This is a genomic window from Caulobacter sp. KR2-114, from assembly GCF_049446115.1.
In the GTDB taxonomy this organism is placed as follows: domain Bacteria; phylum Pseudomonadota; class Alphaproteobacteria; order Caulobacterales; family Caulobacteraceae; genus Acaudatibacter.
Window position 1 is genome coordinate 75,849 of sequence record NZ_JBMSEC010000002.1, and the last position, 24,643, is coordinate 100,491.

Below are 24,643 nucleotides of genomic sequence, written 5' to 3' on the forward strand. Positions count from 1 at the left end.
GGTGATCCGTGTTCGGCGAGCCGGCGCCGCCCCCTGGCGCCGGCCGGGCAAAGCGCCTAGATACGCCACGGGCATGACTTTTGCTCAAGATGAGACTAAGGTGGCGAGGCGGCGCCGGTCGGGCCACTAGAGACCCGGCGGCGCGGGGCGGCGGAGCGGGATTCGACACGTGACCTATGATTTCCACTCGCTCTACAGCCACGGCTTCCTGCGCGTGGCGGCGGCCGCGCCCAAGGTGGTGGTCGCCGATCCGAGGTCCAATCTCGCCGAGACCCTGAAGCTGGCCCGGCAGGCGCATGCCCGTCACGCCGCGCTGGTGGTGTTCCCGGAACTGGGTCTGTCGGCCTACGCCATCGACGATCTGCTGCTGCAGGACGCCCTGCTGGACGAAGTCGAGGCGGCGATCGGCGAGTTGGCTGAAGCGTCCCGCGCCCTGTGGCCGGTGGTCATCGTCGGCGCCCCGCTGCGCCATCGCGGGCGGCTCTACAACTGCGCCGTGGCGATCCATGCCGGGCGGATCCTGGGCGTGGTGCCCAAGGCCTACCTGCCGAACTATCGCGAGTTCTACGAACGCCGGCACTTCACCGCCGGCGCGGCGGTGACCGGGCAGGCGATCGACGTGGCCGGCCAGACCGCGCCGTTCGGCGTCGACCAGATCTTCCGCTCCACCGGCAGTACGCCGTTCACCTTCCACATCGAGATCTGCGAGGACATCTGGGTCCCGGTCCCGCCGTCCAGCGCCGGCGCCCTGGCGGGCGCCGAGGTGCTGGTGAACCTCTCGGCCAGCAACATCACCATCGGCAAGGCCGAGACCCGCAAGCGGCTGTGCGCCAGCCAGTCGGACCGCACCTTCTCGGCCTATGTCTACACCGCCGCCGGTCCCGGCGAATCCACCACGGATCTGGCCTGGGATGGCCAGACCGGCGTGTTCGAGTGCGGCCAGCTGCTGGCGGAATCCGAGCGGTTCGTCGGCGACCTTGTAACCTATGCCGACGTCGACCTGGACCGCATCCGCCAGGATCGCATGCGCGCCAACACCTTCGGCGACAACGCCCAGCACCTGGCCGGCCAGGTCGCCGCCTTCCGCTGGCAGGACTTCGTGCTCGACGCCCCGGCCGAGACCGTGCCCCTGGAGCGGCGGCTGGAGCGCTTTCCGTTCGTGCCCTCCGACCCGGCGCGGCTGCGCGAGGACTGCTACGAGGCCTACAACATCCAGGTCGAGGGCCTGGCCAAGCGGCTGCAGGCGTCACACTCTAAGTTCGCGGTGATCGGCGTCTCGGGCGGCCTCGACTCCACCCACGCCCTGATCGTCGCCGCCCGGGCGATGGACAAGCTGGGGCTGCCGCGCGCCAACGTGCTGGCCTACACCCTGCCGGGCTTCGCCACGTCGGAAGGCACCAAGTCGAACGCCTGGAAGCTGATGAAGGCGATCGGGGCCACCGCCGCCGAGATCGACATCCGCCCCGCCGCCGAGCGCATGCTGCACGACCTGGGTCACCCGTTCTCCGGCGGCAAGCCGGTGTACGACGTGACCTTCGAGAACGTGCAGGCGGGCCTGCGCACCGACTACCTGTTCCGCCTGGCCAACCACAACGGCGGCATCGTCGTGGGCACCGGCGACCTGTCGGAGCTGGCGCTGGGCTGGTGCACCTACGGCGTCGGCGACCAGATGAGCCACTACAACGTCAACGCCGGCGTCTCCAAGACCCTGATCCAGCACTTGATCCGCTTCGTCGCCCGCTCCGGCGACGTCGACGCGGCGACCGCGCAGGTGCTGCTGGCGGTGCTGGATACCGAGATCTCGCCCGAGCTGGTGCCCGCCGACGCCAGCGGCGCCATCCAGTCCACCGAATCGCTGATCGGGCCCTACGCCCTGCACGACTTCACCCTGCACCACGTGGCCCGCTACGGCTTCCGCCCGTCGAAGATCGCCTTCCTGGCGCTGAACGCCTGGGGCGACGCCGACCGTGGCGACTGGCCGGCGGACGTTGGTGAGCGCAAGGCCTACGACCTCGCCGAGATCCGGCGCTGGATGGTGGTGTTCCTCAGGCGCTTCTTCGAGACCAGCCAGTTCAAGCGCTCGGCGCTGCCGAACGGCCCGAAGATCTCCTCGGCCGGCGCCCTGTCGCCGCGGGGCGACTGGCGCGCGCCGTCGGACAGCGTGGCGCGGGTGTGGCTGGACGAGCTGGAGCGGCGCGTCCCGGTCGCCTGACGGCCGTTGCGGTCCGCTCGCGCCCAATCGTTTCGCAGTCGGGCGCCCACGACTTGACCACAAGCTCCGCAGGCGCCGCCTTCCTGGGCGATGGCGGCCGACGGGCCCCTGGCGGTCTTGGCGACGCGCGGTCGGCCGGACAAGCCTAGTCGGGACAGAGGCCATGCCCTCTGCGCCCTTTGCGGACCGTCGGCCCCGGCCGCCGGCCGGGCGCGTTTGGTCGATCTGCGTCAGTGGCCAAGCGGCGATGTCGTCTATAAACTAATCATGACAATCGGATTTGCGCGTTCGTAAAGCAAACAAACCGGACGGGCCGGGATTTGCGTCGCGGTGGTGAAATATCACTTCCCGGATCGATGACCGGATTGCACGCTAGGACTCAATGAAATTGCGATGTTATCGCAAAAGACAGGGGAAACTCTTCCTCTGCTTTTGGCGACGCGGAGGGTCTGTGACTCTCAGCGCGCCATCGTGTGGTCGGATACTTGAATGCGGCGGAACGGCCGCCGGCAGGGGGTGACGTTCACACGGCGGCGCGGGGGCCTTGGTTGGGGCCCCCTTTGCCGGGGGCGGGAGGCGGCGCCGGGACGGGTCCACTTAATCAAGAAGGGGATCTGGACAATGAAGTCACAGTTCGGGAAGTCGAAACTGCTGGGGGCCAGCGCGCTCGCGCTTGGCGCGGCCCTGGCCTCCAACGCGGCCCAGGCCGCGGACGCCGCCGCGGCCGCGACCGACAGCTCCACCGTCGGCGAACTGATCGTCACCGGCACCCGCCAGACCGGCGTCAAGGCCGAGGACAGCGCCGCGCCGATCCAGGTGGTCGGCGGCACGGCGCTGGCGCACGTCGGCCAGCCGGACGTGATCCAGGCGCTGGCCCAGAACCTGCCGTCGTTCAACGCGGAGGCCACCGGCGGCGACACCGCCAATCTGACCCTGGCCGCCGCGCTGCGCGGCCTCAACCCCAACGACACCCTGGTGCTGATCAACGGCAAGCGCCGACATCCCACCGGCAACCTGCACGTCGACCCCAGCAACTTCCAGGGCGCGGCGACCGCCGACCTCAGCCTGATCCCGGTCAGCGCCATCGACCACATCGAAGTGCTGCAGGACGGCGCGGCCGCCCAGTACGGCACCGACGCCATCGCCGGCGTGATCAACATCATCCTGAAGGACAAGGACCACGGCGGCGTGCTGACCGGCACCGGCGGCCAGTACTACGCCGGCGACGGCACCACCGGCGCGGGCTCGTTCAACCTCGGCCTGCCGCTCACCTCCAAGGGCTTCATGAGCCTGACCGGCGAAGTCCGCTTCCATGACTTCAGCCACCGCGGCGGCGCCGACCGGCGGGTGCAGAACCTGGACGGCTCGCTGAAGTCCAGCGACAACGCCACCGACGCGGCCGGCGTGCCCCACGCCGCGCAGTTCCCGAACATCAACCTGATCAACGGCGACGCCCAGTCGACGGTGTACAACGGCTTCTACAACGCCGGCTACGACATCACCGACGACATCCAGCTCTACAGCTACGGCAGCTACAGCCACCGGACCGCCTCGTCGTATGAAAACTACCGCGTGCCCAGCAAGGTCTCGCGCACCGTGGGGCTGGTGACCACCTATCCGTTCCCGAACGGGTTCGACCCGCGCGAGGCCCTGGTGGAGGACGACTTCGCCGTCACCGGCGGCGCCAAGGGCAAGCTGGCCGGCTGGGCCTGGGATCTGGCCACCACCTACGGCCACGACAAGGACCGCATCTCGACCGTCGACACCGCCAACGCCTCGCTCTACGCCGACACCGGCGTGACGCCGACCAACTTCTACGACGGCTCCTTCACCAGCTCGGAGTGGACCACCAACCTCGACGTCTCGCGGGACTTCGCGGTGGGCCTGGCCTCGCCACTGAACGTGGCGTTCGGGGCCGAAGGCCGCTGGAGCAAGTACCAGATCGGCGCCGGCGATCCGCTGTCGATCTACAAGGAAGGCGGCCAGTCGTTCCCCGGCTTCCAGCTGACCGACGCCGGCGCCCACACGCGCACCAACTACGCGGGCTACATCGATCTGGCCGCCGACGTGGTGAAGGGCCTGCACGTCGACCTGGCCGGGCGGGTCGAGCACTACAGCGACTTCGGCGCCACCGCCGTCGGCAAGCTGACCGCGCGCTACGACTTCAACCCGATGTTCGCCATCCGCGGCACCATCGCCAACGGCTTCCGCGCCCCGACCCTGGCCGAGGAATACTATTCGGCCACCAACGTGGCGCCGACCTTCGCCGTGGTGCAGCTGCCGGCCAACTCGCCCGCCGCGGCCCTGGCCGGGTTCTCGCCGCTGAAGCCCGAGGAATCCACCAACTACAGCGTCGGCTTCGTCGCCCACCCGATCAGCAACATGCAGGTGACGCTGGACCTCTACCAGATCAGCATCAAGGACCGGATCGTCGCCACCGGCACCCTGCTGGGGCTGGTGGGCACCACGACGGTGTCGCAGGGGGTGCTGAACGCCATCGCCGCGCACGGCAACGTGCTCGACCCGGGCGTCAGCTACGTCGGCATCAGCGTGTTCACCAACGGCGCCAACACCCGCACCCGCGGGGTCGAGCTGACCGCCACCTATGCTTCCGACTTCGGCGACTTCGGTCACGTCGACTGGTCGGTGGCCTTCAACTACAACTCGACCGCCGTCACCAAGCAGTTCGCCCTGCCGGCCATCGTCAGCGCGCCGGCCTTTGGCCAGACGACCCTCCTCGGACCGACGGCGCTCAGCCTGCTGACCACCGCCGCGCCGAAGACCAAGGTCGTGCTCGGGGCCTACTGGTCCTACCACCGCTGGAGCGTGAACCTGCGGGAGAACATCTACGGCCCCAGCGCCGAGATCGTCAGCACCGACGGCACCGGCAACAACGGCGTCTGGGAGCGGATCGGCACGACCGGGATCACCGATCTCGACGTCGGCTTCAAGATCAACGACCAGCTGAAGATCGACGTGGGGGCCAACAACCTGTTCAACCAGAAGCCGCCCACGACGCCCAACATTCCGGACGGCTCGGGCGGCGTGCGCCCGGCCGACGGCGCCAACGTCTACAATGCGCCGGTGGGCTTCTCACCGTTCGGCATCAACGGCGGCTACTACTACGGACGGGTGACCTACACCTTCTGACGGCTGGGGCCGACGCCCCGCCAGTGCTAGTGACGTAGCGGGACGGTCGCTTCCGGAGCGGGGGCGGCCGTCTCGGTATTGGAGATGCTGAGCGTATGGTTGGACCGCCCCCGGGCGCCCTGAACGCCGTGATCGACCGGGCGGCCGCCCTGCTGGCCACCGACCCCCCCGGCGCCGAGCGGGCCGCCCGCAGCGTGCTGGCGCAGGCGCCCACCGATCCCAGGGCGATGCTGATCCTGGCCTCGGCGCGCCGCCGGCAGGGCGACGCGCAAGGCGCCCTGGCGCCGCTTGAGCGCCTGGCGTCGGCGTTCCCTCGGGCCGCCCGCACGCGCTACGAACTGGGCCTGTGCCTGGCCGCCATCGGCCGCAACGCCGACGGGATCGCCGCCCTTCGCCAAGCCGTGTCGCTCGACGCCGAGCTGGCCGAGGCCTGGAAGGCGCTGGGCGACCTGCTGTTCCTGGCGGGGGATACGCCCGGCTCGGAAGCCGCCTTCGCCAACTTCAGCCGCGCCTCGGTGCGGGACCCGCGGCTCAAGGGGGTGGCGCAGGCGCTGTTCGCGGGACGGACGAACGACGCCGAGCGCGCCGTGCAGGCGCACCTGCGGGCCAACCCGACGGACCCGGAGGCGATCGCCCTGCTGGCCGACATCTTCGTGCGCCAGTCGCGGCGTGGCGACGCCGAGCAGGTTCTCGCGCGGTGCCTGGAACTGGCCCCCGATTTCCACGGCGCGCGCTTCACCTATGCGCAGATCCTGTTCCAGCGGCAGAAGGCGCCGCAGGCCGCCCCGCACCTGGAGCAGCTGCTGGCGCGCGATCCGGCCGACGCGGCCAGCCGCAACCTGCTGGCCGCCTGCCTGAGCCAGATGGGCGACTACGAGCGGGCCGGCGCCCTCTACGAGGGCCTGCTGCGCGACTATCCGAGCCAGCCGCGCATCTGGCTGAACTACGGCCACGCCCTGCGCACCATCGGCCGGCAGGACGAGGCCATCGCCGCCTACAAGCGCTGCATCGCCCTGGCCCCCGGCCTGGGCGACGCCTACTGGAGCCTGGCCAACCTGAAGGTCGCCAGCTTCTCCGGCGACGAGGTTCAGGCGATGGCCGCCCAGCTGCGCCGGCCGGAGCTGGGCGCCGAGGACCGGCTGCACCTGCTGTTCGCGCGCGGCAAGGCGATGGAGGACGCCGGCGACGCCGAGACCTCGTTCGCCAGCTATGCCGAGGGGGCGGCCCTGCGGCGGGCGCAGTATCCGTACAGCGCCGACGAGACCACGGCGCTCACCCGACGACTGCAGGCGACCTTCACCGCCCAGGCGCTGGCGGCGCGGGCGGGCGCAGGCCATCCGTCCACGGCGCCCATCTTCATCCTGGGCCTGCCGCGGGCCGGTTCGACCCTGGTGGAGCAGATCCTCGCCAGCCACTCGGCGATGGAGGGCACCATGGAGCTGCCCGACATCGGTCACATCGCCTACGACCTGGACGTGGAGGCGCGGCGTCGCGCGGCGCGCTATCCCGCGGGCGCTACGGACCTCGGCCCCGAGGCGCTGCAGGCGCTCGGCCAGCGCTATCTGGACGGAACGGCGGTCTACCGCCGGCTGGGGCGGGCGCATTTCATCGACAAGATGCCCAACAACTTCCAGCATGTGGGGCTGATCAGCCTGATCCTGCCGGGCGCGAAGATCATCGACGTGCGCCGCCATCCGATGGCGTCGTGCTTCTCGGCCTTCAAGCAACACTTCGCCGAGGGGCACGACTTCAGCTACGACCTGACCGATGTGGGCCGCTACTACCGCGACTATGTGGACCTTATGGCGCACTTCGACCGGGTGGCGCCCGGACGCGTCCACCGGGTGATCTACGAGGACCTGGTCGAGGACACCGAGGGGCAGATCCGCCGGCTGCTGGACTATTGCGGCCTGCCGTTCGAACCGGGGTGCCTGACCTTTTACGAGAACGACCGCGCGGTGCGCACGGTCAGTTCCGAGCAGGTGCGGCGGCCGATCTTCCGCGAGGGGCTGGAGCAGTGGAAGCGGTACGAGCCGTGGCTGGAGCCCCTCAAGGCGGCCCTCGGCCCGGCGCTGGAGGCCTGGCGCGGCTGAAGCGCCGTCAGGCCTGGAAGCTGCGCGGTTCGTGGATCAGGATCGAATGTTCCTGGCGCAGCAGATCGCCGAGCCAGCCGCGCATGTCGCCCTGGGTGCGGGCCGGGCGTCCGCGCCAGGCCTTGGCCACGGTGGCGCGCACCAGCCGGCGGGCGGCCTCGGGCTCGGCCGTCAGATGTTCGGCTTCCCGCCGCAGGGCGGGGATGTGGGCGATCAGGCTTTCGCCGAAGGCCAGGACGTCCAGTTCCATCACCTAAGTCTCTCCCGTGACGGTGTGGTCCGGGGATTTTCACGAGCTATACCACACCTTGCGCCGGCCGCCGCACGCAAGTTGGTGATCGCGCCGTTGCGCGCCGCCGCGTCAGGCGCCTAAGCCTTGATCGAAGACAGGGCGGCGACAAGGCCGTCTGCTCAAGGAAGGGAACCTGGACCATGGCGGGCAGTGGACTGAAGGACGGGATTCTGGCGGGCAAGACGGCGTTCGTGGCCGGCGCCTCCAGCGGCATCAACCTGGGCGTCGCCCAGGCGTTCGCCCGCGCCGGGGCCAAGGTGGCCCTGATCAGCCGCAGCGCGGAGAAGATCGAGGCCGCGGCCCGGACCATCACCGACGAGGGCTTCGAGGCCATCGGCATGGCGGCGGACGTGCGCGACTATGCGGCGGTGGAAGAGGCCATGCGCCAGGCCGAAGGCAAACTGGGCAAGTTCGACATCGTGCTCTCGGGCGCGGCGGGCAACTTCGTGGCGCCGGCCCTGGGCATGAGCGCCAACGGCTTCAAGACCGTGGTCGACATCGACCTGATCGGCACCTTCAACGTGCTGCGCGCCAGCTACCAGTTCCTGAACCGGCCGGGCGCGTCGCTGATCTCGATCACGGCGGGGCAGGGGGCGCGGCCCTCGATGTACCAGGCCCACGTCTGCGCCGCCAAGGCCGGCATCAACATGCTGACCAAGTGCCTGGCCATGGAATGGGGGCCGGCGGGCGTGCGGGTGAACGCGATCTCGCCGGGACCGATCGAGGATACCGAAGGCATGCGCCGGCTGGCGCCGTCGGACGAGGCCGAGCAGCGGATCAAGGCCCGCATCGCCCTGCGCGACTATGGGACCAAGACCGACATCGCCGAGGCGGCGATCTTCCTGTCCACCGAGAGCGCCAAGTACATCACTGGCACGATCATGAACGTGGATGGTGGCTCGGAGCTGGGCGACGCGGGGGGCAGCGCCATCCCCGACGGCTTCTAGCCGGGGGGCGGGCGCATGGAGCGTTTCGCCGGCGGCTGCCTGTGCGGGGACGTACGCTTCGTCGCCGCGGGCCGGCCCTATCGCGTCGGCGTGTGCCACTGCCTTGACTGCCGCAAGCACCACGGGGCGCTGTTCCACGCCTCGGCGATCTTCCCCGCGGCGGCGGTGACGGTCGACGGCGAGACCCGCGAGTATGCGGGGCGGCATTTCTGCCCGCGCTGCGGCGGATCGGTGTTCGGGCGCAGCGGCGACGAGGTTGAGGTGAACCTCGGCGCGCTGGACCAGACGGACCAGTTCACGCCGACCTACGAGCTGTGGACCGTGCGCCGGGAGGCGTGGCTGCCGCCCTTTCCCGTGAGCCGGCGGTACGCGGGCGACCGCGACCCGCAGGACCGCTCGGAGGACTGACGGCGCTAGAACCGCTTGGAGAGGCCGACGTAGCCCTGCACGTCCGGCGTCTGGCGGTTGAGGCCGAAGTTGAAGCCGCCGTCCAGCTGGATGTCGCTGCGGCTGGCCGGGATCCAGGCCGCGCCGATATCGAAGGAGACCTGGGTCACCCGGCCGGCCGGGTCCCAGTTGACGTCGGACCACAGCTCGCCGGAGAGGGTCACCCCGCCGCCGACCCCCTTGCCGACGCTGACCAGGGCGGCGGCGTTGGCGTGATGGCCGTCGCCGGCGCCGTTCTCCAGGGCGTCGATCTCCGGATCGACGGTGACCGACCAGTTGTCCGGCAGGTTGTAGACCATCGGCACGATCAGTCCGGCCTCCACGGCGCCGTTGCCGAGATTGTGGCTGGCGGTCGGCGCCTTGATGTAGGGGGCAAGGCCGATATCGAACGCCCCCTTGCCGGCCAGCAGGTCGGCCTTGGCCTTGAAGTACAGGTCGCCGAAGCCCGAGGTCGTGCTGGTGACGCCGGCGCTGCGCACCGACTGGCGCTCATACGGCGTGAAGTTCAGCTCGAGGTCGAGGTTGCGGGCGATGCCGTACTTCAGGGTCGGGCTGGCGAAGATCTGGGTGGTGGCGGTGACCCCGCCCTCCCGGCCGTAGGTCTCGTCGAACAGGTCCGCCTCGACCTGCAGATGACCTTGCGGCGCGGCGCATGGGCCGGTCGACTTGGTGGGCCGGTCGGTGCAGATGGCGTCGTCCGCCAGGGCGCGCATCGGGCCCAGCAGGGCCAGGGCGCAGATCAGCAGCGGGGGCAGGGCGCGGCGCATCGATTCCTCCGTGACATCCGACCGTCGACCCCGGCGGTATAGTCCGCAATCCTTTCCGCAGCCTGAGGCCGGCCATGCGCAATATCGAACCCGTCATGCACCCGCTGCCGATCGCCGCCCTGCGGCCCACCCAGATGACCGTCGGCCTCGGCGAGGTGGCCGAGAAACGCCGGGCATGGGGCCGGCGCGCAGCCGAGCAGGACGCCGACTACCTGGGACGGCACACCCTGCCGACGGTGATCGGGCCCAAGGGGCGCCATTATGTGATCGACCACCATCACCTGGCCCGTGCGCTGCACGACGAGGGACAGAGGCACGTGCTGGTGAGCGTCCAGGCCGATCTGTCCGGCCTGTCGAAGCGCGCGTTCTGGGCGGTGATGGACAGCCGGGGCTGGAGCCATCCGTACGACGCCGAGGGCCGGCTGCGGCCGGTCGACGACCTGCCGAAGAGCGTGGCCCGGCTTGCCGACGACCCCTATCGCAGCCTGGCCGGCGCGCTTCGCCGGGCGGGCGGCTACGCCAAGGTCGCGGTTCCGTTCGCCGAGTTCCTGTGGGCCGACTTCCTGCGCGAACGGATCGCGCTCAAGCGGCTCAAGGCCGACCCCGGCGGCGCCCTGAAGCGCGCGCTGGTGCTGGCCGAAAGCCTGGACGCCAGCTACCTGCCGGGCTGGTCGGGGCCGGATCCGGGGTAGGCCATCTCTCTCTCAACCGTCACCCTCGGGCGTCAGTCCCGAGGGTCAATGCGCACGCGAGAACGAATGGCGCGCTTCGAAGGGCGCGCCACGACGGGGCGGCGGCCGCTCCAGCAACGCTCCGCTGCCGCTCGCGAATGCCTCTCACGCGTTCATGGATCCCCGGGACTGACGCCCGGGGATGACGGTGGGACGCGCGCGGCGCGCGCTACACCAGCCGCAGGTCCTTCGGCGCCGCTGACGGGAACACGGTCGCCAGACGGGCCTGGTCCAGGCCGTAGACCCGCTGGAACACCCCGCCCAGCAGGGCGCGGTAGTCGGTGAGCACAGGATAGTCGCGGTTCTGGTTGAGGCTGGCCTGCTCGACGCGCACCTGCTCGCCGGCGATGCGGCCGCCCTTCACCGCCCCGCCCATCACCCAGTAGGCGCTGCCGTGGCCATGGTCGGTGCCGCGGTCGCCGTTCTCGCGGAAGGTGCGGCCGAACTCGGAGATCACCAGCACCACCGTGTCGCTCCAGGCCGGGCCCATCTCGTCGGCATAGCCGGCCAGCCCGCGGCCCAGCTCGCCCAGCCTCCCGGCGAGATAGCCGGTGGCGCCGCCCTGGTTGACGTGCGTGTCCCAGCCGCCGACGTCGACGAAGCCCAGGTTGAACTGGCTTTGCATCAGCCGGCCGATGCGCCTGGCCGACAGCTCGAAGCCCTTGGGCGAGGCGGCGCCGCGGTTGGCGGCCTTCATCTCGGCCGAGACGGTCTCATAGACCTCGTCGCGCACCTTGAAGCCCTCGGCCACCGAGGCCGCCAGCGGCGTGCCGGCGTACATCGACTGGATCAGCCTGGCCTGCCGCTGGTCGACGCCGGGCTTGCCGACGTTGGCGATGCCCATGTTGGGCGTCTGCGCCCCGCCGCGGAAGGTCAGCGGCAGCTGGTCGGTGAAGGCGATCGGCTGCACGCCAGCGGCCTGGCGGCCGTCGGAGAGGGCGGAAGCCAGCCGGCTCATGAAGCCCGAGCCGTAGTTGCGGCTGCCCTGGATAGGTTGGCCGAGCTCGATGGTGTCCTGGGTCTCGAAGTGCGAGCGCGAGAGGTCGTCCGTACCGGCGAACGGCACGAACGCCACCTGGCCCTTGCTCCACAGCGGCAGGATGCTGTCCTTCAGCGCCGGGTGCAGGCTCCAGTCGGCGTCGAGCGGCAGGGCGGCGTTTGCATCGGCCGGGTTCGGCCGCGGCACGGCGATGCTGGGGCGCGACTGGTAGTAGAAGTCGCTGCCCGTGGGGATCACCACATTGGCTGCGTCGTAGGCGCCGCGCAGGAACACCACCAGCACCCGGGTGCGCGCCAGCGGCGTGGCGTAGAGGCGGCCTGCCATGGTCAGCGGGACGGCGGCGGTGGCGGCGGCGAGAAACTGGCGGCGGTGCATGGGACTCTCCCGGCGCTTCAGCGGCGCATGAACTCGGGCGACGACAGGAACAGGGTGTTCCAGTCCTGCGGCGAGACCGCCTGGCCCAGCGCCGCCACGGACTTCGGCCCCATCGTCGGCGCGATGGCGTTGAAATAGAGCGCGTTCTCGATCTGCGGAAAGGCCGGCGCTTCCGTGGCGCCCGGCGTGTCAGGCTTGAAAAGCCCGGCGGCGCCGGCGCCGATCTGGCGGGCGATCTCGAAGCGCATGGCCATCTGTCCCGGCCCGTCCCAGGCCGCCGCGGCCACCGGATAGCCGTCCGGAGTCTCGTGGTTGTACAGCCCCTCGGCCATGCGGTTCAGCCAGCCCTGGATCGGCTGGGCGTTGAGGATCACCCGGTCGTTGTAGGCCAGCCGCACGGCGGAGACCGCATAGTGGGCGGGATCCTTGAAGGCGGTTCCCAGCGAGGCGTTGAACTCCGGCGACTGGAACAGGGTCGCCAGCACCTTGGCGATGTCGCCATCGCTGTGCTGGAAGGTCTCGGCCATGCGGCCGACGAGCGCCGGCGGCGGGTTGTCGCCCATGAAGTAGCTGGCGATCTGGCCGGACACGTGGCGGGCGGTGGCGGGCTGGCGGGCGATGATGTCCAGCGCCTCCTCGACCTCGGCGAAGCCGCGACCCTTGATGGTGTGGCCCAGGAGCACCTTGTCGCCGTAGTCGTGGCGGTTGGGATTGAACTCGAACAGGCCGTCGCGGATCAGCTGGTCCTGCATCTGCGGGCGGACCTTCGGATCTTCGGCGCGCGCATCGATGCCGACGCCGGTAAGGATGCGCGCCAGCTCCTGCACGTCCTTCTGGCTGTAGCCGGAGCCGACGCCCATCGTGTGCAGCTCCAGCAGCTCGCGGGCGTAGTTCTCGTTGATATGGCCGGCGGCGTTGTCGGCGTTGTCGAGGTAGCGCAGCATCGCCGGGTGGCGCAGCGTGGCCTCCAGCAGGTCGCGGAAGCGCCCCAGCGCATGGGGGCGGATGGCGCTGTCCTCGTAGTCGCCGACCATCGCCCGGATGTTGGCCTTGGCCGCATGGACGTTGAAGTGGTTGAACCAGAACCACGTCATCTGCTCGCGCACCTGATCGGGCGCATAGAGGTCGCGCAGCAGGTCGCGGGTGGCGGCCTGCCTGGCCAGGTCGTTCATCGCCTGCTGGTAGGCCTGCTGGGCGGCCTTCTTCTGGTCCGGGTCGGTAAGCTGGTTCGCCGCCTTGTTCTGCGCCTCCAGCGCCTGGACCTCGTCCTTCAGCTTCAGGTGACTGATCGCCAGGCCGTCCAGCTGCGCCTGGGCGGCGGCGGGCAGGGCGTCGTCGGCGGCCGGCTGCAACTGGCGCGCCAGCCAGCGGCTGCGGCCGTCGCGCACCAGAGCCTCGGCGTCGGCCTGGTTCGCGCCCCAGGTCACGCGATTGAGGAACGCCAGGTCGCGGGCGCTGATCATGCCGGGCGGCGGGGGCGCCGCCGCCGATGCACCGGCGGGCGCCGCCGCCAGGGCGGTCGCGATCAGCAGGAGAGGCAGGGGACGGTATGACGGCATGGCGCTCCAACCGTGGCCGGGGATCGACCGGGCGATCGTGCCGCCCGCCTGCTGAACGCCCCCTGAACGCCCTCTCAGGGTCTGCGTTCCGACGCGGATCAGCGCTTCGGCGGGTCGCTCCGCGCCAGGGTCAGGAGGTGATCCAGCCGCTCGGGGCCGGGCTCCAGGTTGGCCAGGATGGTCCGCTGGGCGCGCACCATCGCGCGCAGCTCGTCGTTCGGCACCCCGGTGAGGATCCGGCGATTGTGCCTGCCGACGACGTCGCGGGCGAGGGCGGCCGCGCCGCGACCCGAGGGGGTGAGGCTCAGCACGACCTGCCGGCGATCGCCCGGCTGGCCGCTGCGGACGACGTGGCCCTCGCGCACGAGCTGATCGACGGTTCGGGTCAGGGTGGTGCGGTCGACCGCGCTGTTGTCGGCCAGCTCGGTCATCGTGCAGGGGCCGAAACGCGAGATCACGGTCAGCGCCCGGTGCTGCGCCAGGCTGACGCCGGCGGCCTTCAGTTCGCGCTCCAACTGGTTGTCGCGCAGGCGGTTCACAGCGACCGACAGGTGGAACACATACAGGGTCGGGTCGAATGGGAACTCGCCGGCGGCGTCCCGGTCGATCAGCTCGATGTCGTGGTCGTCCATCAGCCCAGAGTGAAGCATTGCGGGCGGCTGCGAAAGGGAGCGGTCGCAGGCCGCAATGGCGCGGCAAGGAATCTGTAGTAAAGGCCCGCCTGTCCGTACACGCTCGCGGACGGGCCATCTGGAAACGCCGCGTGCCACAAGACAAGGTTCATCGCCTGGCCGATCGCGACACCCCTGCCGTCCAGGCTCCGTTCGGCGGCGCCCGCATCGCCGTGGTGGTGCCCTGCCTCAACGAGGCGGCGGCGATCGCCGCCGTGGTGCGCGACTTCAAGGCGGCCCTGCCCAGCGCGGACGTTTACGTGTTCGACAACGCCTCCACCGACGACACCGGCGCCGTCGCCGCGGCGGCCGGCGCGATGGTCCGCCGTGAGCCGCGGCCCGGCAAGGGGCACGTGGTGCGCCGCATGTTCGCCGACATCGACGCCGACGTCTTCATCATGGTCGACGGCGACGACACCTACGACGCCGCCGTGGCCCCGCAGATGGTGCAGATGCTGCTCACCGAGCGCCTCGACATGGTCATCGGCCTGCGAGACGACCTGTCGGAAGAGACCTCCCGCGCCGGGCACGAGTTCGGCAACATCCTGATCACCGGCTTCCTGAACCGCTTCTTCGGCGCGCGGTTCGGCGACACCCTGTCCGGCTACCGGGTGATGTCGCGGCGGTTCGTGAAGACCTTCCCGTGCCTGTCGGACGGCTTCGAGATCGAGACCGAGATGGCGGTGCACATCGTCACCCTGTCGCTGCCGTTCGGCGAGGTGCGCACCAGCTACAAGGCCCGGCCCGAGGGCTCGGCCAGCAAGCTGCGCACCTTCCGCGACGGCTCGCGCATCCTGCGCACCATGCTCAACCTGCTGCGCCAGGAAAAGCCGGCCTTCTTCTTCGGCTGCATCGGCGCGGCGATGGCGCTGCTGGCGGTCGTGCTCGCCTGGCCGTTGGCGGTCACCTACCTGCACACCGGCCTGGTGCCGCGCCTGCCCACCGCGGTGCTGTGCACCGGCCTGATGATCATGGCGCTGCTGACCTTCTGCTGCGGCGTGATCCTGGATTCCACCGCCCGGGGGCGGCTGGAGACCCGGCGGCTGGCCTATCTGAACTGGCGCGCCTCGGAATAGAGGCGCGGCCGTCCCGCGTTCAGACGAAGAACACCGTTTCGTGAAACACGCCTGACACGTTCTGGCGTCTAGATCGCCGCCATCCGCGGGCATGCCCGCTCTTTGGAGGCGCCACCCCATGGCGATCACCCGTCAGGTCATCACCTCGCTGCAACGCGACGGCACGGACATGCTCGGCACCAAGACCCTGGCCGTGAAGATCATCGACGAAAGCATCGTCTCCGGATCGCTGCTGACGGTCGAGAGCAACCACTTCTGCGTGCTGAAGTCGCGCGGCGCGGTGCTGAACGTCTACGAGACCGGCCAGTACGCCCTGACCACGCCCGACAAGCCGATCATGGGCTCCATCGCCCAGGGCTTCTTCGGCGGGGCCTCGCCGTGGGTGTTCGAGGTGATCTACATCAACCGCTCCAAGCTGCTGGTGCGCAGCCAGGGCGTGGCCACCAGCGCCGAGATGGCCGAGATGGCCTATCAGGTCGACTATTACATCCACGTCGACTCCAAGGAGGCGGCGCTCGACCTGATCACCCACCTGCCGTTCAACGGCTACCAGATCGACGTGTCCGAGGTGGCCGACTACGCCGGCCCGGCCATCGAGCAGGCGATCAACCAGATCGTCCAGGTCACCAAGATGGAAAACATCAACGAGCACATCAACGAGATCCGCGAATCCGTGAAGGCTCACCTGACCGACTTCCTGCGGGTCTACGGCATCATGCTGAACGACCTGAAGGTGCTGATCATGCCCAAGGACGAGCGCATGCGTGAGCTGATCTCGCTGCAGGCCATCGGCCTGACGCCTCTGGAGGCGGTGCGCTACTATCTGGCGCTGAGGATGGCCGACAAGGGCCTTGTCTCGGCGCCGAACGCGGCGGCGGGCGTGCCCTTCCAGATCGGGGGGCAGCCGCAGGGGTTCTATCCGGTGGGCGCCGAGACCGGAATGCAGTCAGGGAGCTGAGGATGGCCGATCAGGGCGCTTTCTACGACGCGGGCGCCCTGCGCCATCTGGCGATCAACCTGTTCTACGGCTGGGGCTACAACTTCTACCGCGTGGAAAACCAGCTGCGCGCCGACGACCAGCTGGTGCGCCGCCAGGCGGAGGCGTTGCTGGCCGCGGCGGTCTCCGCCCTGGCCGAGGCCGAGGCCGGCTGGCGGCGCGAGAAGCTGCCGCCGCCCTCGCGCGCCCAGCCGCTGCCGGATCCCGGAGCGGTCGCCGGGGCCAGGGCCCTTGAGGCGCTCGTCGGCGACGTCGGACGCCTGAAGAGCCGCCTGGCGTCGCAGCCGGTCCCTGAGAACGACCGCATGACCCAGCGCTACCGCAACGAGGCCGACACCCTGCAGCGCCTGCTGGCGGCGGACGAACAGCTGATCGGCCAGGGCGAGCTGCTGCGCAGCCTGGTGGCCGGCAGGGACGGCGCCTGGGTGCTGGCGAACACCGCCGAACTCAAGGCCGGCCTGGCGGCGATCCGCGAGACGCTGGAGCGCCGGGCCGCTCTGGTCGCCTAGCGCTCAGGTCACGGAGGCTTGGAGCCAGGCCGTCGTCGCCGCGGCGTCGAACGGCGCCGGGGGCTGCGGCATGGCGGGCAGCGGGGTCAGATCCAGGCCCCACCAGCCGACGTCGCGCCAGGCGCCCAGCTTGTAGCCCACCCCGCGATAGACCCCGATCGGCGAAAACCCCATCGCCTCGTGCAGGCCGACGCTGGCGTCGTTGGGCAAGGCGATGCCACCGTAGGCTCGATAGAAGCCCTGCCGGCGGACGACCTCGAGCAGGGCGCGGTACAGCCTGCGCCCCAGGCCGCGCCGCTGCAGGCCATGGCACAGGTAGATGGTGGTGTCGACGGACCAGGCGTAGGCGGCGCGCGCCTTGGGCCGGTGGCCGCCGGCATAGGCATAGCCGATCACCTCGCCCGCCTGGTCGGCCACCAGCCAGGGGTGGCCGCTCAGCACGTCGGCGAGGCGGCCGCGCATTGTCTCGGCGTCCGGCGGCTCCAGCTCGAACGAGATCGCGGTGTTGCGCACATAGTGCCCATAGATGTCGGCGATCGCCGGCGCGTCGGCCAGCGTGGCGACGCGCAGCCTCGGTTCACCCATCCCGGCCCCTTTGCGTATTCAGGTTTGCGGTGGCGCTGGCGGCCTCGGCGACAAGGTCGAAGCCGCAGCGAGATGACACCATCGGGCGGCGCCCGCCAAGCGCCGCGGTCAGTCTGAAGCTCGACCGGTCCGGTCGGTATCGCGGCAGGGGAGGGGAAGAATGGTGGATGCGACAGGGATTGAACCTGTGACCCCCTCGGTGTGAACGAGGTGCTCTCCCGCTGAGCTACGCATCCGGCCAATCGGGGAGGGCGGGCTATAGCGCCTTGATCGAGGGCGGGCAAGAGGCCAGCAGCGACGAACATGCATCGACCAGCTGGTCGTAGTGGTCGATCAGGATGTCGGCCCCCAGTTCGGCCGCCGAGGTCTCGGTGTAGCCGAAGCTGACCAGCACCAGGGCCGCCTGGGCGGCCCGCGCGGCGCCGGCGTCGGAGATGGAGTCGCCGACCATCACCGCCCGGGCCGGATCGCCGCCGGCCGCGGCGATGGCGGCGGTCAGGTGGCGCGGGTCCGGCTTGGGGGCCGGCGCGCTGTCGGCGCCGATGATGGCGTCGAAGCGGTCGGCGAAGCCCAGCGCCTGCAGCAGCTGCACCGAAAGGCCGGTGCGCTTGTTGGTGCACACCGCCAGTCGCGCGCCGGCGGACCGCAGGGTGTCGAGGGCCGGCAGCACACCCGGGAAGATGGTGCTCTCGTCGGCGATGCGGCCTTCGTAGTGGGCGATGAAGCGATCGAACAGCTGGTCCAGCCGGCCGTCGCTGACCGGCGCCCCGGCGGCGAGGAACCCCTGCACCAGCAGGGCGCGGGCCCCGCGGCCGATCATGTCGCGGGCCTGGCTCATCGGCAGGGGCGCGACCCCTTCCTCCTGCAGCAGGAAGTTCAGCGTGCCGACCAGGTCGGGCGCCGAGTCGACCAGCGTGCCGTCGAGGTCGAAGACGATGGTGGCGCCGGAGAGGGCGGCCAGGTCGGCGGGAGCGGACTGGGTCAAGCGGGCAGGCCTCGCAACTTGGGTCGAAACGCCCCGCCGTTTCGGCTAAAGGCCCGGGGATGGCAAGAGCGCGACTCGTCCTGGCCCCAGCCAAGCTTTCCCCACCGCCCCGGAGAGACCCATGACCGCAAGAGCCGCCGTGATCCTGGCCGCCGGCGAAGGCACCCGCATGAGGTCGCCCACGCCCAAGGTGCTGCACAAGGTGGCCGGCCGGGCGATGCTCGACCTGGCGATCGACACCGCCGAGCAGTTGGGGTGCGAGCGCGTGGTGGTGGTGGTCGGAAACCACTCGCCGGCGGTGCGCGCCCACGTCGAGAAGCGCCTGGGCCCGTCGGCCGTCGCGGTTCAGGACCCGCCGCAGGGCACCGGCCATGCCGTGCTGGCGGCCAGGGAGGCCCTGGCCGGCTTCGTCGGGGACGTGGTGGTCACCTATGCCGACGTGCCGCTGCTGACCGCCGAGGCGGTCGCGCCGCTGTTCGACCTGCGGGCGCAGGGGGCGGCGGTGGCCGTGCTGGGCTTCGAGGCGGCCGACCCGGGCGCCTACGGACGGCTGATCCTGGGTGGCGGCGGGCTGCTGGAACGCATCGTCGAGGCCAAGGACGCCCCGCAGGCGGTGCTCAAGATCAAGGCCTGCAATTCCGGGGTGCTGGCGGCCGACGCCGGCGTGCTGTTTGAGCTGCTGGGCAAGGTGCGCAACGACAACGGCAAGCACGAATACTACCTGACCGACGTGGTCGGGCTGGCCACCGAGAGCGCCCGCGCGGTGCGGGTCGCCTTCGCCGGCGAGGACCTGGTCGCCGGGGTCAACTCCCAGGCCGAGCTGGCCGCCGCCGAGGCCGCCTTCCAGACCCGCCGCCGCCGCCAGCTGCTGGCCGAGGGGGTGACCATGCCGGCGCCCGAGACGGTGTGGTTCGCCTGGGACACGGTGGTCCAGCCCGGCGCGACCATCGAGCAGAACGTGGTGTTCGCCGGCGGGGTGACGGTGGAGGGCGGGGCGGTGATCCGCGCCTTCAGCCACCTGGAGGGTGCGGTGGTGCGCGCCGGCGCCCTGATCGGCCCCTATGCGCGCCTGCGCCCCGGCGCCGACATCGGCGAGGACGCCCACATCGGCAACTTCGTCGAGGTGAAGAAGGTCAAGGTGGGCAAGGGGGCCAAGGCCAACCACCTGAGCTATCTGGGCGACGGCACGGTGGGGGCGGGGGCCAACATCGGCGCCGGCACGATCTTCTGCAACTACGACGGCTTCGACAAGTTCGACACCCACGTGGGCGAGGGGGCGTTCATCGGCTCAAACACCGCCCTGGTGGCGCCGGTGACGGTGGGGCCGGGGGCCTTTACCGGCTCGGGCTCGGTGATCACCCGCGACGTGGCGGCCGACGCCCTGGCGCTGGGCCGGGGCGTGCAGACCGAGAAGGCCGGGTGGGCCGCGGCCTTCCGCGCCCGCAAGCTGAGGGAAAAGGGGAAGTCGTGAGCGCCGAAGACCAGAAACGCGCGGCCGGCGAGGCCGCGGTCCGGCTGATCGAGCCGGGGATGATCGTCGGCCTGGGCACGGGCTCGACGGCGGCGCACTTCGTGCGCGCCCTGGCGATCCATCGGGTGGACGTACGCGGCGTCGCCACCAGCGAGGCCACCGCCGACCTGGCGCGGCTGCTGAAGATCCCGCTGCTGGAGCTGGACGAGGCCAAGGACATCGACGTCACCGTCGATGGCGCGGACGAGATCGGGCCCGGCCTGTCGCTGATCAAGGGCGGCGGCGGGGCGCTGCTGCGCGAGAAGCTGGTGTGGGAATGTTCGCGCCGCTGCGTGGTGATCGCCGACGCCGCCAAGCGCGTGCCCGTGCTGGGCGCCTTCCCGCTGCCGATCGAGGTGGTGGCGTTCGGCCACGCCACGACGCTGCGCCGCATCGAGGCGGTGTTCGAGCGCTTCGGCATGCCGGTCTTCCCGCACCTGCGCCTGCGCGACGGGGCGGTGGTGCGGACCGACAACGGCAACCTTATCTATGACGCGGCCTGCGGCGCGATCGAGGACCCGGCGGGTCTGGCGACGGCGCTGAAGGCCGTCACCGGCGTGGTCGAGCACGGCCTGTTCCTGAACCTGGCGACGACGGCGCTGGTGGGGACGGACGGGGGTGTCGACACCGTCGGCGTCTGACAGCGCCATCATCTGAGGAGCCTGGCTTGGCCAAGTACGACTACGATCTCTTCGTCATCGGCGCCGGCTCCGGGGGCGTGCGCGCGGCCCGCCTGGCGGCCATGTCCGGCGCCCGGGTGGCGGTGGCCGAGGAGCACCGGGTGGGCGGCACCTGCGTGATCCGCGGCTGCGTGCCCAAGAAGTTCATGGTCTACGCCAGCGAATTCTCGCAGGCCTTCAAGGCGGCCGAGGGCTTCGGCTGGTCGCACTGCGAGATGACCTTCGACTGGGGCAGGTTCCTCGAGGCCAAGGACATCGAGATCGCCCGCCTGTCGGGGATCTATGTCAGCAACCTGCAGAACGCCGGCGCCGACATCGTCCACGAACGCGCCGAGCTGGTCGACGCCCACACGGTGAAGCTGGCCAAGAGCGGCCGCACCATCACCACCGACAAGGTGCTGATCGCCACCGGCGGGCGGCCCACCACCCCCGAGATCCCGGGCATAGAGCACGCCATCACCTCCAACGAGGCGTTCCATCTCGAGAGCCTGCCCAAGCGGATCATGATCGTCGGCGGCGGCTATATCGCCGTCGAGTTCGCCGGCATCTTCAATGGCCTCGGCGTCGAGACCTGCCTGATGTACCGCGGGGCCAACATCCTGCGCGGCTTCGACAACGACGTGCGCAGCCACCTGACCGGCGAGATCGAGAAGCGCGGCATCAAGGTGATCCTGGGCACGGAGCACAGCAAGATCGAGAAGACCCCGTCGGGCGCCTTCCTGAACCACCTGACCAACGGCCATGCCGAGGAGACCGACGTGGTGATGTACGCCACCGGCCGCGAGCCGTACACGGCCGGCCTGGGGCTGGAAAACGTCGGCGTGGCGCTGAACGAGCGCGGCGCGGTGGTGGTGGACGAGTTCTCGAAGACCAGCGTCGACAACATCTGGGCCGTGGGCGACGTCACCGACCGCATCAACCTGACCCCGGTGGCGATCCGCGAGGGCGCCGCCTTCGCCGAGACGGTGTTCCGCGACAATCCCACCAGCTTCGACCACGACACCGTGGCCAGCGCGGTCTTTTCCCAGCCGCCGATCGGCTCTGTGGGCCTGACCGAGGCCGAGGCCCGGCACAAGGTCGGCAAGGTCGACATCTACCGCGCCGTCTTCCGGCCGATGAAGGTGACCTTCTACGGCGGCGAGGAACGCATGCTGATGAAGCTGGTGGTGGACGCCGCCACCCAGAAGGTGCTGGGCTGCCACGTGGTCGGCCCCGACGCCCCGGAGATGATCCAGATGGCCGCCATTGCCATCAAGATGGGCGTCACCAAGCAGCAGTGGGACTCCACCTGCGCCGTGCACCCCACGGCGGCCGAGGAACTGGTGACCATGCGCGACAAGTACGTGCCGATGGGGATGTCGGCGGCGTAGGGGGAGCACGCTCTCGCAGCCACCCATGTGCTGTCATCCCGGAATCCGCGCAGCGGATATCCGGGACCGCGGCACGAGCCGGCGCCCGCTACGGCCTCCACGCATCAGCGCTTCTGGCGGTCCCGGAAAAGCCGCCCTCGCGGCTTTCCGGGATGACAGATCGTAGGTGGTCTACAGCAGGTCCCCGCCGCACATCGAGGCGGTGGTGCCGGTCTGCTGGAAGGCCTTGATCACGTTGCGGCCGATGGTCCAGCGGTGCACCTCGTCCGGGCCGTCGACCAGCCGCTGGCTGCGGATGTGGGTGTACCAGCGGGCCAGGGGGGTATCCATGGAATAGCCCAGGGCGCCGTGCAGCTGGATGGCGGTGTCGACCACCTGGTGCACCATGTTGGCCAGGAAGATCTTGGCCATGGAGTTCTCCTGGCGCAGGTCCATGCCCTTCTCGGCCTTGTAGGCGATGTGCAGCAGCATCAGCCGCGCCTTGTAGATCTCGGTGGCGCAGTCGGCGATCATCCACTGCACGCCCTGGCGCTTGTGCAGCGGCTCGCCGAAGGTCGAGCGGCTGGTGATGTGGCCGACGGCCAGGTCCAGCGCCCGCTGGGCCATGGCCACGTTGTGCATGCCGTGGCGCAGGCGTCCGTAGGCCAGGCGATGCTGGCCCATGTTGAAGCCGTTGCCTTCCCCGCCCAGCAGGTTCTCGGCCGGCACCACCAGGTCCTTGATCTCGACCTCGGAGTGGCCGCCGCCCAGGATGTGGCTCAGCGGGCCTTCGGCGGCCATGGTCTCGATGTCGCGCTTGATCCTGTAGCCCGGGTTCGGCAGCTCGACGATGAAGGTCGAGAATTGCTGGTGGCGCGGGGCGTCCGGGTCGGTCTTGGCCATCACCAGGGCGATGTCGGCGACGCTGGCCGCCGACGAGAACCACTTCTCGCCGTTCAGCACATAGTTCTCGTTGCCGTCCTTTTCCGCGCGGGTCTGCATGCCGGTGGCGTCGGCGCCGGCGGCCTTCTCGGTCATCGAGTAGCAGATGCGCTTCTCGCCGTTCAGCAGCGGCTTGAGGAACTTCTCCTTCTGGTACGGCGTGCCGTGGGTCAGCAGGGTCAGCATGGTGGCGTCGTCGGGGCCCTGGGTGTTCATCGACAGGGCGCCGAGGTAGCTCTCGCCGAGCTCCATCTGCACCAGGGCGTTGGCCAGCGGACCCAGCGCCATGCCGCCGTATTCCTTGGGGATGAAGGGGCACCACAGGCCCTGGGCGCGGGCCTTGGTCCGCAGCTCGCCGAGGATGGTCTTGTAGTCGCCGCCGTCGATCAGCTTCTTCTCGGCGGGGATGCATTCGTCGTGCACCCACTGGCGGACCTTCTCGCGGATGGCCTTGGCCTCCGCCGGGATCTCGAAATCAATGGCCATGGTGTTTCCTGCCTCTGCGTCTTCTGTCGTTTGCCAAGCGGAACTAGGGGTGGTCACGCGTGGGCAGGCAACCCCCCGTTCTCTTCCCCCTCTGGGGGAAGTCCCCGCGGAGCGGGGAAAGGGGGCTCCAGCGGCGAACCGCCGTCCGCGCCTGGCTGGAACCCCCATCGTCTCGTCGCTTCGCGCCGATCCACTTCCCCCAGTGGGGGAAGAGATATCTAGGCCGGCAGGTCCAGGCGATAGACCCTGGTCGCCGTGCCGCTGAACAGGGCGGTCTTCTCGGCGACCGAGAAGTCCCGGGCGTAGACCTTGAAGGCGTTCCACAGCACGTCGTAGTCGCAGCTGCCCAGGTCCACGGGGAAGTTGCTCTCGAACATGCACCGCTCGGGCCCGAAGGCCTCGATGCAGGCGTCGAGATAGGGCTTCCATTCGGCCGCCAGCTGGGTGGAGGGCGCCGGCGGGTCGGCCAGGAACGAGGGGAAGTTGCAGAACGCCATGGCCAGGCCGCCCAGCTTCACCGACACGTTGGCCGACTTGGACAGCTCCTTGATGTTCTTCAGCCAGGTCGGGAAGCGCTCTTCGCGCCGGCCTTCGTAGCTGGCGATGCCCAGCGGCGTGCCGACGTGGTCGAGCACCACCGGGATGTTCGGATGGCGCCGCACCAGGTCGATCAGGTCCGGCAGCTGGGGCTCCAGCAGCCAGGCGTCGAACGACAGGCCGTAGTCGGCCAGGTGCTTGTAGCCCGAGCGGAAGGCGTCGGAGGCGTAGAGGCCCGGCGGGGTGCGGTTCAGCGGGCCCAGCACGCCGGGATCGGGGTCGGCCGAGGCGCTGTGGCGGATGCCGCGGAAGCGCCCGCCGCCGGCCACCAGATGCGCCTCCAGCGTCTCCTTGATCCTGTCGCCGATCGTGCAGTCGGCGTTGCCGACGATGCCGGCGCAGGCGCGGATCGGGCCGTAGACGCCACTGGCGGTCATCGCCGCCACGCCGTTGACGAACTCGGTCTCGCCCACGGGCCTCAGGTGCTCGGGCCCGTCCGCCTTGTGGAAGGCGCCGCATTGCACGAACACGGTGGCGGTCACGTTGTGGCCGCTGCGCAGGTCGGCCAGCAGCTCGTGCAGCAGATAGCGCGGCCGGCGCGCCACAACGGTGGTGAAGGGGTGCGGCGGGGGCGCCGGCGCGCCCGGGGCCGGCGGCGGCAGGATCCGGTCCCACAGGTGGTGGTGCGGATCGACGATCGGCAGATCCGGTTCCAGGATGGCTTCGCGGCTCATGGCAATCTC

Annotated in this window: 21 protein-coding genes and 1 tRNA gene; 12 read left to right on the plus strand and 10 right to left on the minus strand. The window is 70.1% G+C overall.

The genetic code is table 11. The features are described from left to right. The first annotated feature begins 169 nt into the window (after nt 1-169). The 3 genes from ACO2Q3_RS06395 to ACO2Q3_RS06405 all read left to right on the plus strand — a co-directional run bounded on the left by ACO2Q3_RS06395 (nt 170) and on the right by ACO2Q3_RS06405 (nt 7,455). Entirely contained in the window at nt 170-2,212 is a 2,043-nt protein-coding gene (locus tag ACO2Q3_RS06395) for an NAD(+) synthase (RefSeq protein ID WP_423305727.1), read from the plus strand. A 621-nt stretch (nt 2,213-2,833) separates the two neighbouring features. Then, nucleotides 2,834-5,362: a TonB-dependent receptor plug domain-containing protein gene (locus ACO2Q3_RS06400; protein WP_423305728.1), complete on the plus strand. Its 2,529-nt coding sequence runs from the start codon at nt 2,834-2,836 to the stop codon at nt 5,360-5,362. 95 nt (nt 5,363-5,457) lie between these two features. Further along, nucleotides 5,458-7,455, plus strand: a complete 1,998-nt coding sequence (locus tag ACO2Q3_RS06405) for a sulfotransferase (protein ID WP_423305729.1) — start codon at nt 5,458-5,460, stop codon at nt 7,453-7,455. A gap of 7 nt (nt 7,456-7,462) precedes the next feature. Here ACO2Q3_RS06405 and ACO2Q3_RS06410 read toward each other — a convergent pair whose 3' ends face one another. Next, nucleotides 7,463-7,705: a hypothetical protein gene (locus tag ACO2Q3_RS06410; RefSeq protein ID WP_423305730.1), complete on the minus strand. Its 243-nt coding sequence runs from the start codon at nt 7,703-7,705 to the stop codon at nt 7,463-7,465. A 182-nt stretch (nt 7,706-7,887) separates the two neighbouring features. On the opposite strand from ACO2Q3_RS06410, the gene ACO2Q3_RS06415 reads away from it, so the two are divergent. Then, complete coding sequence (locus ACO2Q3_RS06415) at nt 7,888-8,694, plus strand: SDR family oxidoreductase (protein ID WP_423305731.1); 807 nt, start codon at nt 7,888-7,890, stop codon at nt 8,692-8,694. A 15-nt stretch (nt 8,695-8,709) separates the two neighbouring features. Beyond that, nucleotides 8,710-9,102: a GFA family protein gene (locus ACO2Q3_RS06420; RefSeq protein WP_423305732.1), complete on the plus strand. Its 393-nt coding sequence runs from the start codon at nt 8,710-8,712 to the stop codon at nt 9,100-9,102. Nucleotides 9,103-9,107: 5 nt separating this feature from the next. On the opposite strand, the gene ACO2Q3_RS06425 is transcribed toward ACO2Q3_RS06420, so the two are convergent. Beyond that, nucleotides 9,108-9,908, minus strand: coding sequence for a transporter (locus ACO2Q3_RS06425; protein ID WP_423305733.1), 801 nt, complete (start codon nt 9,906-9,908; stop codon nt 9,108-9,110). 74 nt (nt 9,909-9,982) lie between these two features. Here ACO2Q3_RS06425 and ACO2Q3_RS06430 point away from each other — a divergent pair, with 74 nt between their 5' ends. Then, on the plus strand, nt 9,983-10,600 hold the full coding sequence (locus ACO2Q3_RS06430; protein ID WP_423305734.1) for a ParB-like protein: 618 nt from the start codon (nt 9,983-9,985) through the stop codon (nt 10,598-10,600). 208 nt (nt 10,601-10,808) lie between these two features. Here the strand turns inward: ACO2Q3_RS06430 and ACO2Q3_RS06435 are convergent, their stop codons facing one another. The 3 genes from ACO2Q3_RS06435 to ACO2Q3_RS06445 form a co-directional block, all read right to left on the minus strand. Further along, complete coding sequence (locus ACO2Q3_RS06435) at nt 10,809-12,014, minus strand: DUF1501 domain-containing protein (RefSeq protein WP_423305735.1); 1,206 nt, start codon at nt 12,012-12,014, stop codon at nt 10,809-10,811. A gap of 17 nt (nt 12,015-12,031) precedes the next feature. Next, nucleotides 12,032-13,573, minus strand: a complete 1,542-nt coding sequence (locus tag ACO2Q3_RS06440; protein ID WP_423305736.1) for a DUF1800 domain-containing protein — start codon at nt 13,571-13,573, stop codon at nt 12,032-12,034. A gap of 98 nt (nt 13,574-13,671) precedes the next feature. Further along, nucleotides 13,672-14,223 (minus strand): MarR family winged helix-turn-helix transcriptional regulator, encoded by a 552-nt coding sequence (locus ACO2Q3_RS06445; RefSeq protein ID WP_423305737.1) that lies wholly within the window; start codon nt 14,221-14,223, stop codon nt 13,672-13,674. Nucleotides 14,224-14,336: 113 nt separating this feature from the next. On the opposite strand from ACO2Q3_RS06445, the gene ACO2Q3_RS06450 reads away from it, so the two are divergent. The 3 genes from ACO2Q3_RS06450 to ACO2Q3_RS06460 all read left to right on the plus strand — a co-directional run bounded on the left by ACO2Q3_RS06450 (nt 14,337) and on the right by ACO2Q3_RS06460 (nt 16,826). Beyond that, complete coding sequence (locus ACO2Q3_RS06450) at nt 14,337-15,320, plus strand: glycosyltransferase family 2 protein (RefSeq protein ID WP_423305738.1); 984 nt, start codon at nt 14,337-14,339, stop codon at nt 15,318-15,320. Nucleotides 15,321-15,438: 118 nt separating this feature from the next. Further along, a complete protein-coding gene (locus ACO2Q3_RS06455; protein ID WP_423305739.1) occupies nt 15,439-16,278 on the plus strand; it encodes an SPFH domain-containing protein in 840 nt (279 codons plus the stop codon). Between the two features lie 2 nt (nt 16,279-16,280). Continuing rightward, nucleotides 16,281-16,826, plus strand: a complete 546-nt coding sequence (locus ACO2Q3_RS06460) for a hypothetical protein (protein WP_423305740.1) — start codon at nt 16,281-16,283, stop codon at nt 16,824-16,826. 3 nt (nt 16,827-16,829) lie between these two features. Here the strand turns inward: ACO2Q3_RS06460 and ACO2Q3_RS06465 are convergent, their stop codons facing one another. From ACO2Q3_RS06465 to gph, 3 genes are all read right to left on the minus strand, one after another. Continuing rightward, the gene (locus ACO2Q3_RS06465; RefSeq protein ID WP_423305741.1) at nt 16,830-17,411 is read right to left on the minus strand and encodes an arsinothricin resistance N-acetyltransferase ArsN1 family B; all 582 of its coding nucleotides are present in this window, start codon (nt 17,409-17,411) and stop codon (nt 16,830-16,832) included. 161 nt (nt 17,412-17,572) lie between these two features. Further along, a tRNA-Val gene (locus ACO2Q3_RS06470) sits at nt 17,573-17,647 on the minus strand. A gap of 20 nt (nt 17,648-17,667) precedes the next feature. Continuing rightward, nucleotides 17,668-18,396 (minus strand): phosphoglycolate phosphatase, encoded by a 729-nt coding sequence (gene gph, locus ACO2Q3_RS06475; RefSeq protein WP_423305742.1) that lies wholly within the window; start codon nt 18,394-18,396, stop codon nt 17,668-17,670. Between the two features lie 121 nt (nt 18,397-18,517). On the opposite strand from gph, the gene glmU reads away from it, so the two are divergent. From glmU to gor, 3 genes are read left to right on the plus strand one after another with little or no spacing between them, the layout of a single operon-like run. Further along, nucleotides 18,518-19,867, plus strand: coding sequence for a bifunctional UDP-N-acetylglucosamine diphosphorylase/glucosamine-1-phosphate N-acetyltransferase GlmU (gene glmU, locus ACO2Q3_RS06480; RefSeq protein ID WP_423305743.1), 1,350 nt, complete (start codon nt 18,518-18,520; stop codon nt 19,865-19,867). Continuing rightward, nucleotides 19,864-20,547, plus strand: coding sequence for a ribose-5-phosphate isomerase RpiA (gene rpiA, locus ACO2Q3_RS06485; protein WP_423305744.1), 684 nt, complete (start codon nt 19,864-19,866; stop codon nt 20,545-20,547). Before glmU ends, rpiA begins: the two co-directional genes overlap by 4 nt. Nucleotides 20,548-20,573: 26 nt before the next feature. Then, nucleotides 20,574-21,956, plus strand: coding sequence for a glutathione-disulfide reductase (gor, locus tag ACO2Q3_RS06490; RefSeq protein WP_423305745.1), 1,383 nt, complete (start codon nt 20,574-20,576; stop codon nt 21,954-21,956). A gap of 171 nt (nt 21,957-22,127) precedes the next feature. Here gor and ACO2Q3_RS06495 read toward each other — a convergent pair whose 3' ends face one another. Both ACO2Q3_RS06495 and ACO2Q3_RS06500 read right to left on the minus strand, forming a co-directional pair. Beyond that, entirely contained in the window at nt 22,128-23,363 is a 1,236-nt protein-coding gene (locus ACO2Q3_RS06495) for an acyl-CoA dehydrogenase family protein (RefSeq protein WP_423305746.1), read from the minus strand. A 218-nt stretch (nt 23,364-23,581) separates the two neighbouring features. Beyond that, the gene (locus ACO2Q3_RS06500; RefSeq protein WP_423305747.1) at nt 23,582-24,634 is read right to left on the minus strand and encodes an amidohydrolase family protein; all 1,053 of its coding nucleotides are present in this window, start codon (nt 24,632-24,634) and stop codon (nt 23,582-23,584) included. Between the last annotated feature and the right edge of the window lie 9 nt (nt 24,635-24,643).

What these genes read in the sequence shown, in the direction of transcription:
- ACO2Q3_RS06430 (WP_423305734.1), top strand. Translation starts at nt 9,983, where the DNA reads ATGCGCAATATCGAACCCGTCATGCACCCGCTGCCGATCGCCGCCCTG.
- ACO2Q3_RS06400 (WP_423305728.1), top strand. Translation starts at nt 2,834, where the DNA reads ATGAAGTCACAGTTCGGGAAGTCGAAACTGCTGGGGGCCAGCGCGCTC.
- ACO2Q3_RS06420 (WP_423305732.1), top strand. Translation starts at nt 8,710, where the DNA reads ATGGAGCGTTTCGCCGGCGGCTGCCTGTGCGGGGACGTACGCTTCGTC.
- ACO2Q3_RS06440 (WP_423305736.1), bottom strand. Translation starts at nt 13,573, where the DNA reads ATGCCGTCATACCGTCCCCTGCCTCTCCTGCTGATCGCGACCGCCCTG.
- ACO2Q3_RS06435 (WP_423305735.1), bottom strand. Translation starts at nt 12,014, where the DNA reads ATGCACCGCCGCCAGTTTCTCGCCGCCGCCACCGCCGCCGTCCCGCTG.
- ACO2Q3_RS06495 (WP_423305746.1), bottom strand. Translation starts at nt 23,363, where the DNA reads ATGGCCATTGATTTCGAGATCCCGGCGGAGGCCAAGGCCATCCGCGAG.
- ACO2Q3_RS06500 (WP_423305747.1), bottom strand. Translation starts at nt 24,634, where the DNA reads ATGAGCCGCGAAGCCATCCTGGAACCGGATCTGCCGATCGTCGATCCG.
- ACO2Q3_RS06410 (WP_423305730.1), bottom strand. Translation starts at nt 7,705, where the DNA reads ATGGAACTGGACGTCCTGGCCTTCGGCGAAAGCCTGATCGCCCACATC.
- ACO2Q3_RS06405 (WP_423305729.1), top strand. Translation starts at nt 5,458, where the DNA reads ATGGTTGGACCGCCCCCGGGCGCCCTGAACGCCGTGATCGACCGGGCG.
- ACO2Q3_RS06415 (WP_423305731.1), top strand. Translation starts at nt 7,888, where the DNA reads ATGGCGGGCAGTGGACTGAAGGACGGGATTCTGGCGGGCAAGACGGCG.
- ACO2Q3_RS06465 (WP_423305741.1), bottom strand. Translation starts at nt 17,411, where the DNA reads ATGGGTGAACCGAGGCTGCGCGTCGCCACGCTGGCCGACGCGCCGGCG.
- ACO2Q3_RS06445 (WP_423305737.1), bottom strand. Translation starts at nt 14,223, where the DNA reads ATGCTTCACTCTGGGCTGATGGACGACCACGACATCGAGCTGATCGAC.
- glmU (WP_423305743.1), top strand. Translation starts at nt 18,518, where the DNA reads ATGACCGCAAGAGCCGCCGTGATCCTGGCCGCCGGCGAAGGCACCCGC.
- ACO2Q3_RS06455 (WP_423305739.1), top strand. Translation starts at nt 15,439, where the DNA reads ATGGCGATCACCCGTCAGGTCATCACCTCGCTGCAACGCGACGGCACG.
- ACO2Q3_RS06460 (WP_423305740.1), top strand. Translation starts at nt 16,281, where the DNA reads ATGGCCGATCAGGGCGCTTTCTACGACGCGGGCGCCCTGCGCCATCTG.
- ACO2Q3_RS06425 (WP_423305733.1), bottom strand. Translation starts at nt 9,908, where the DNA reads ATGCGCCGCGCCCTGCCCCCGCTGCTGATCTGCGCCCTGGCCCTGCTG.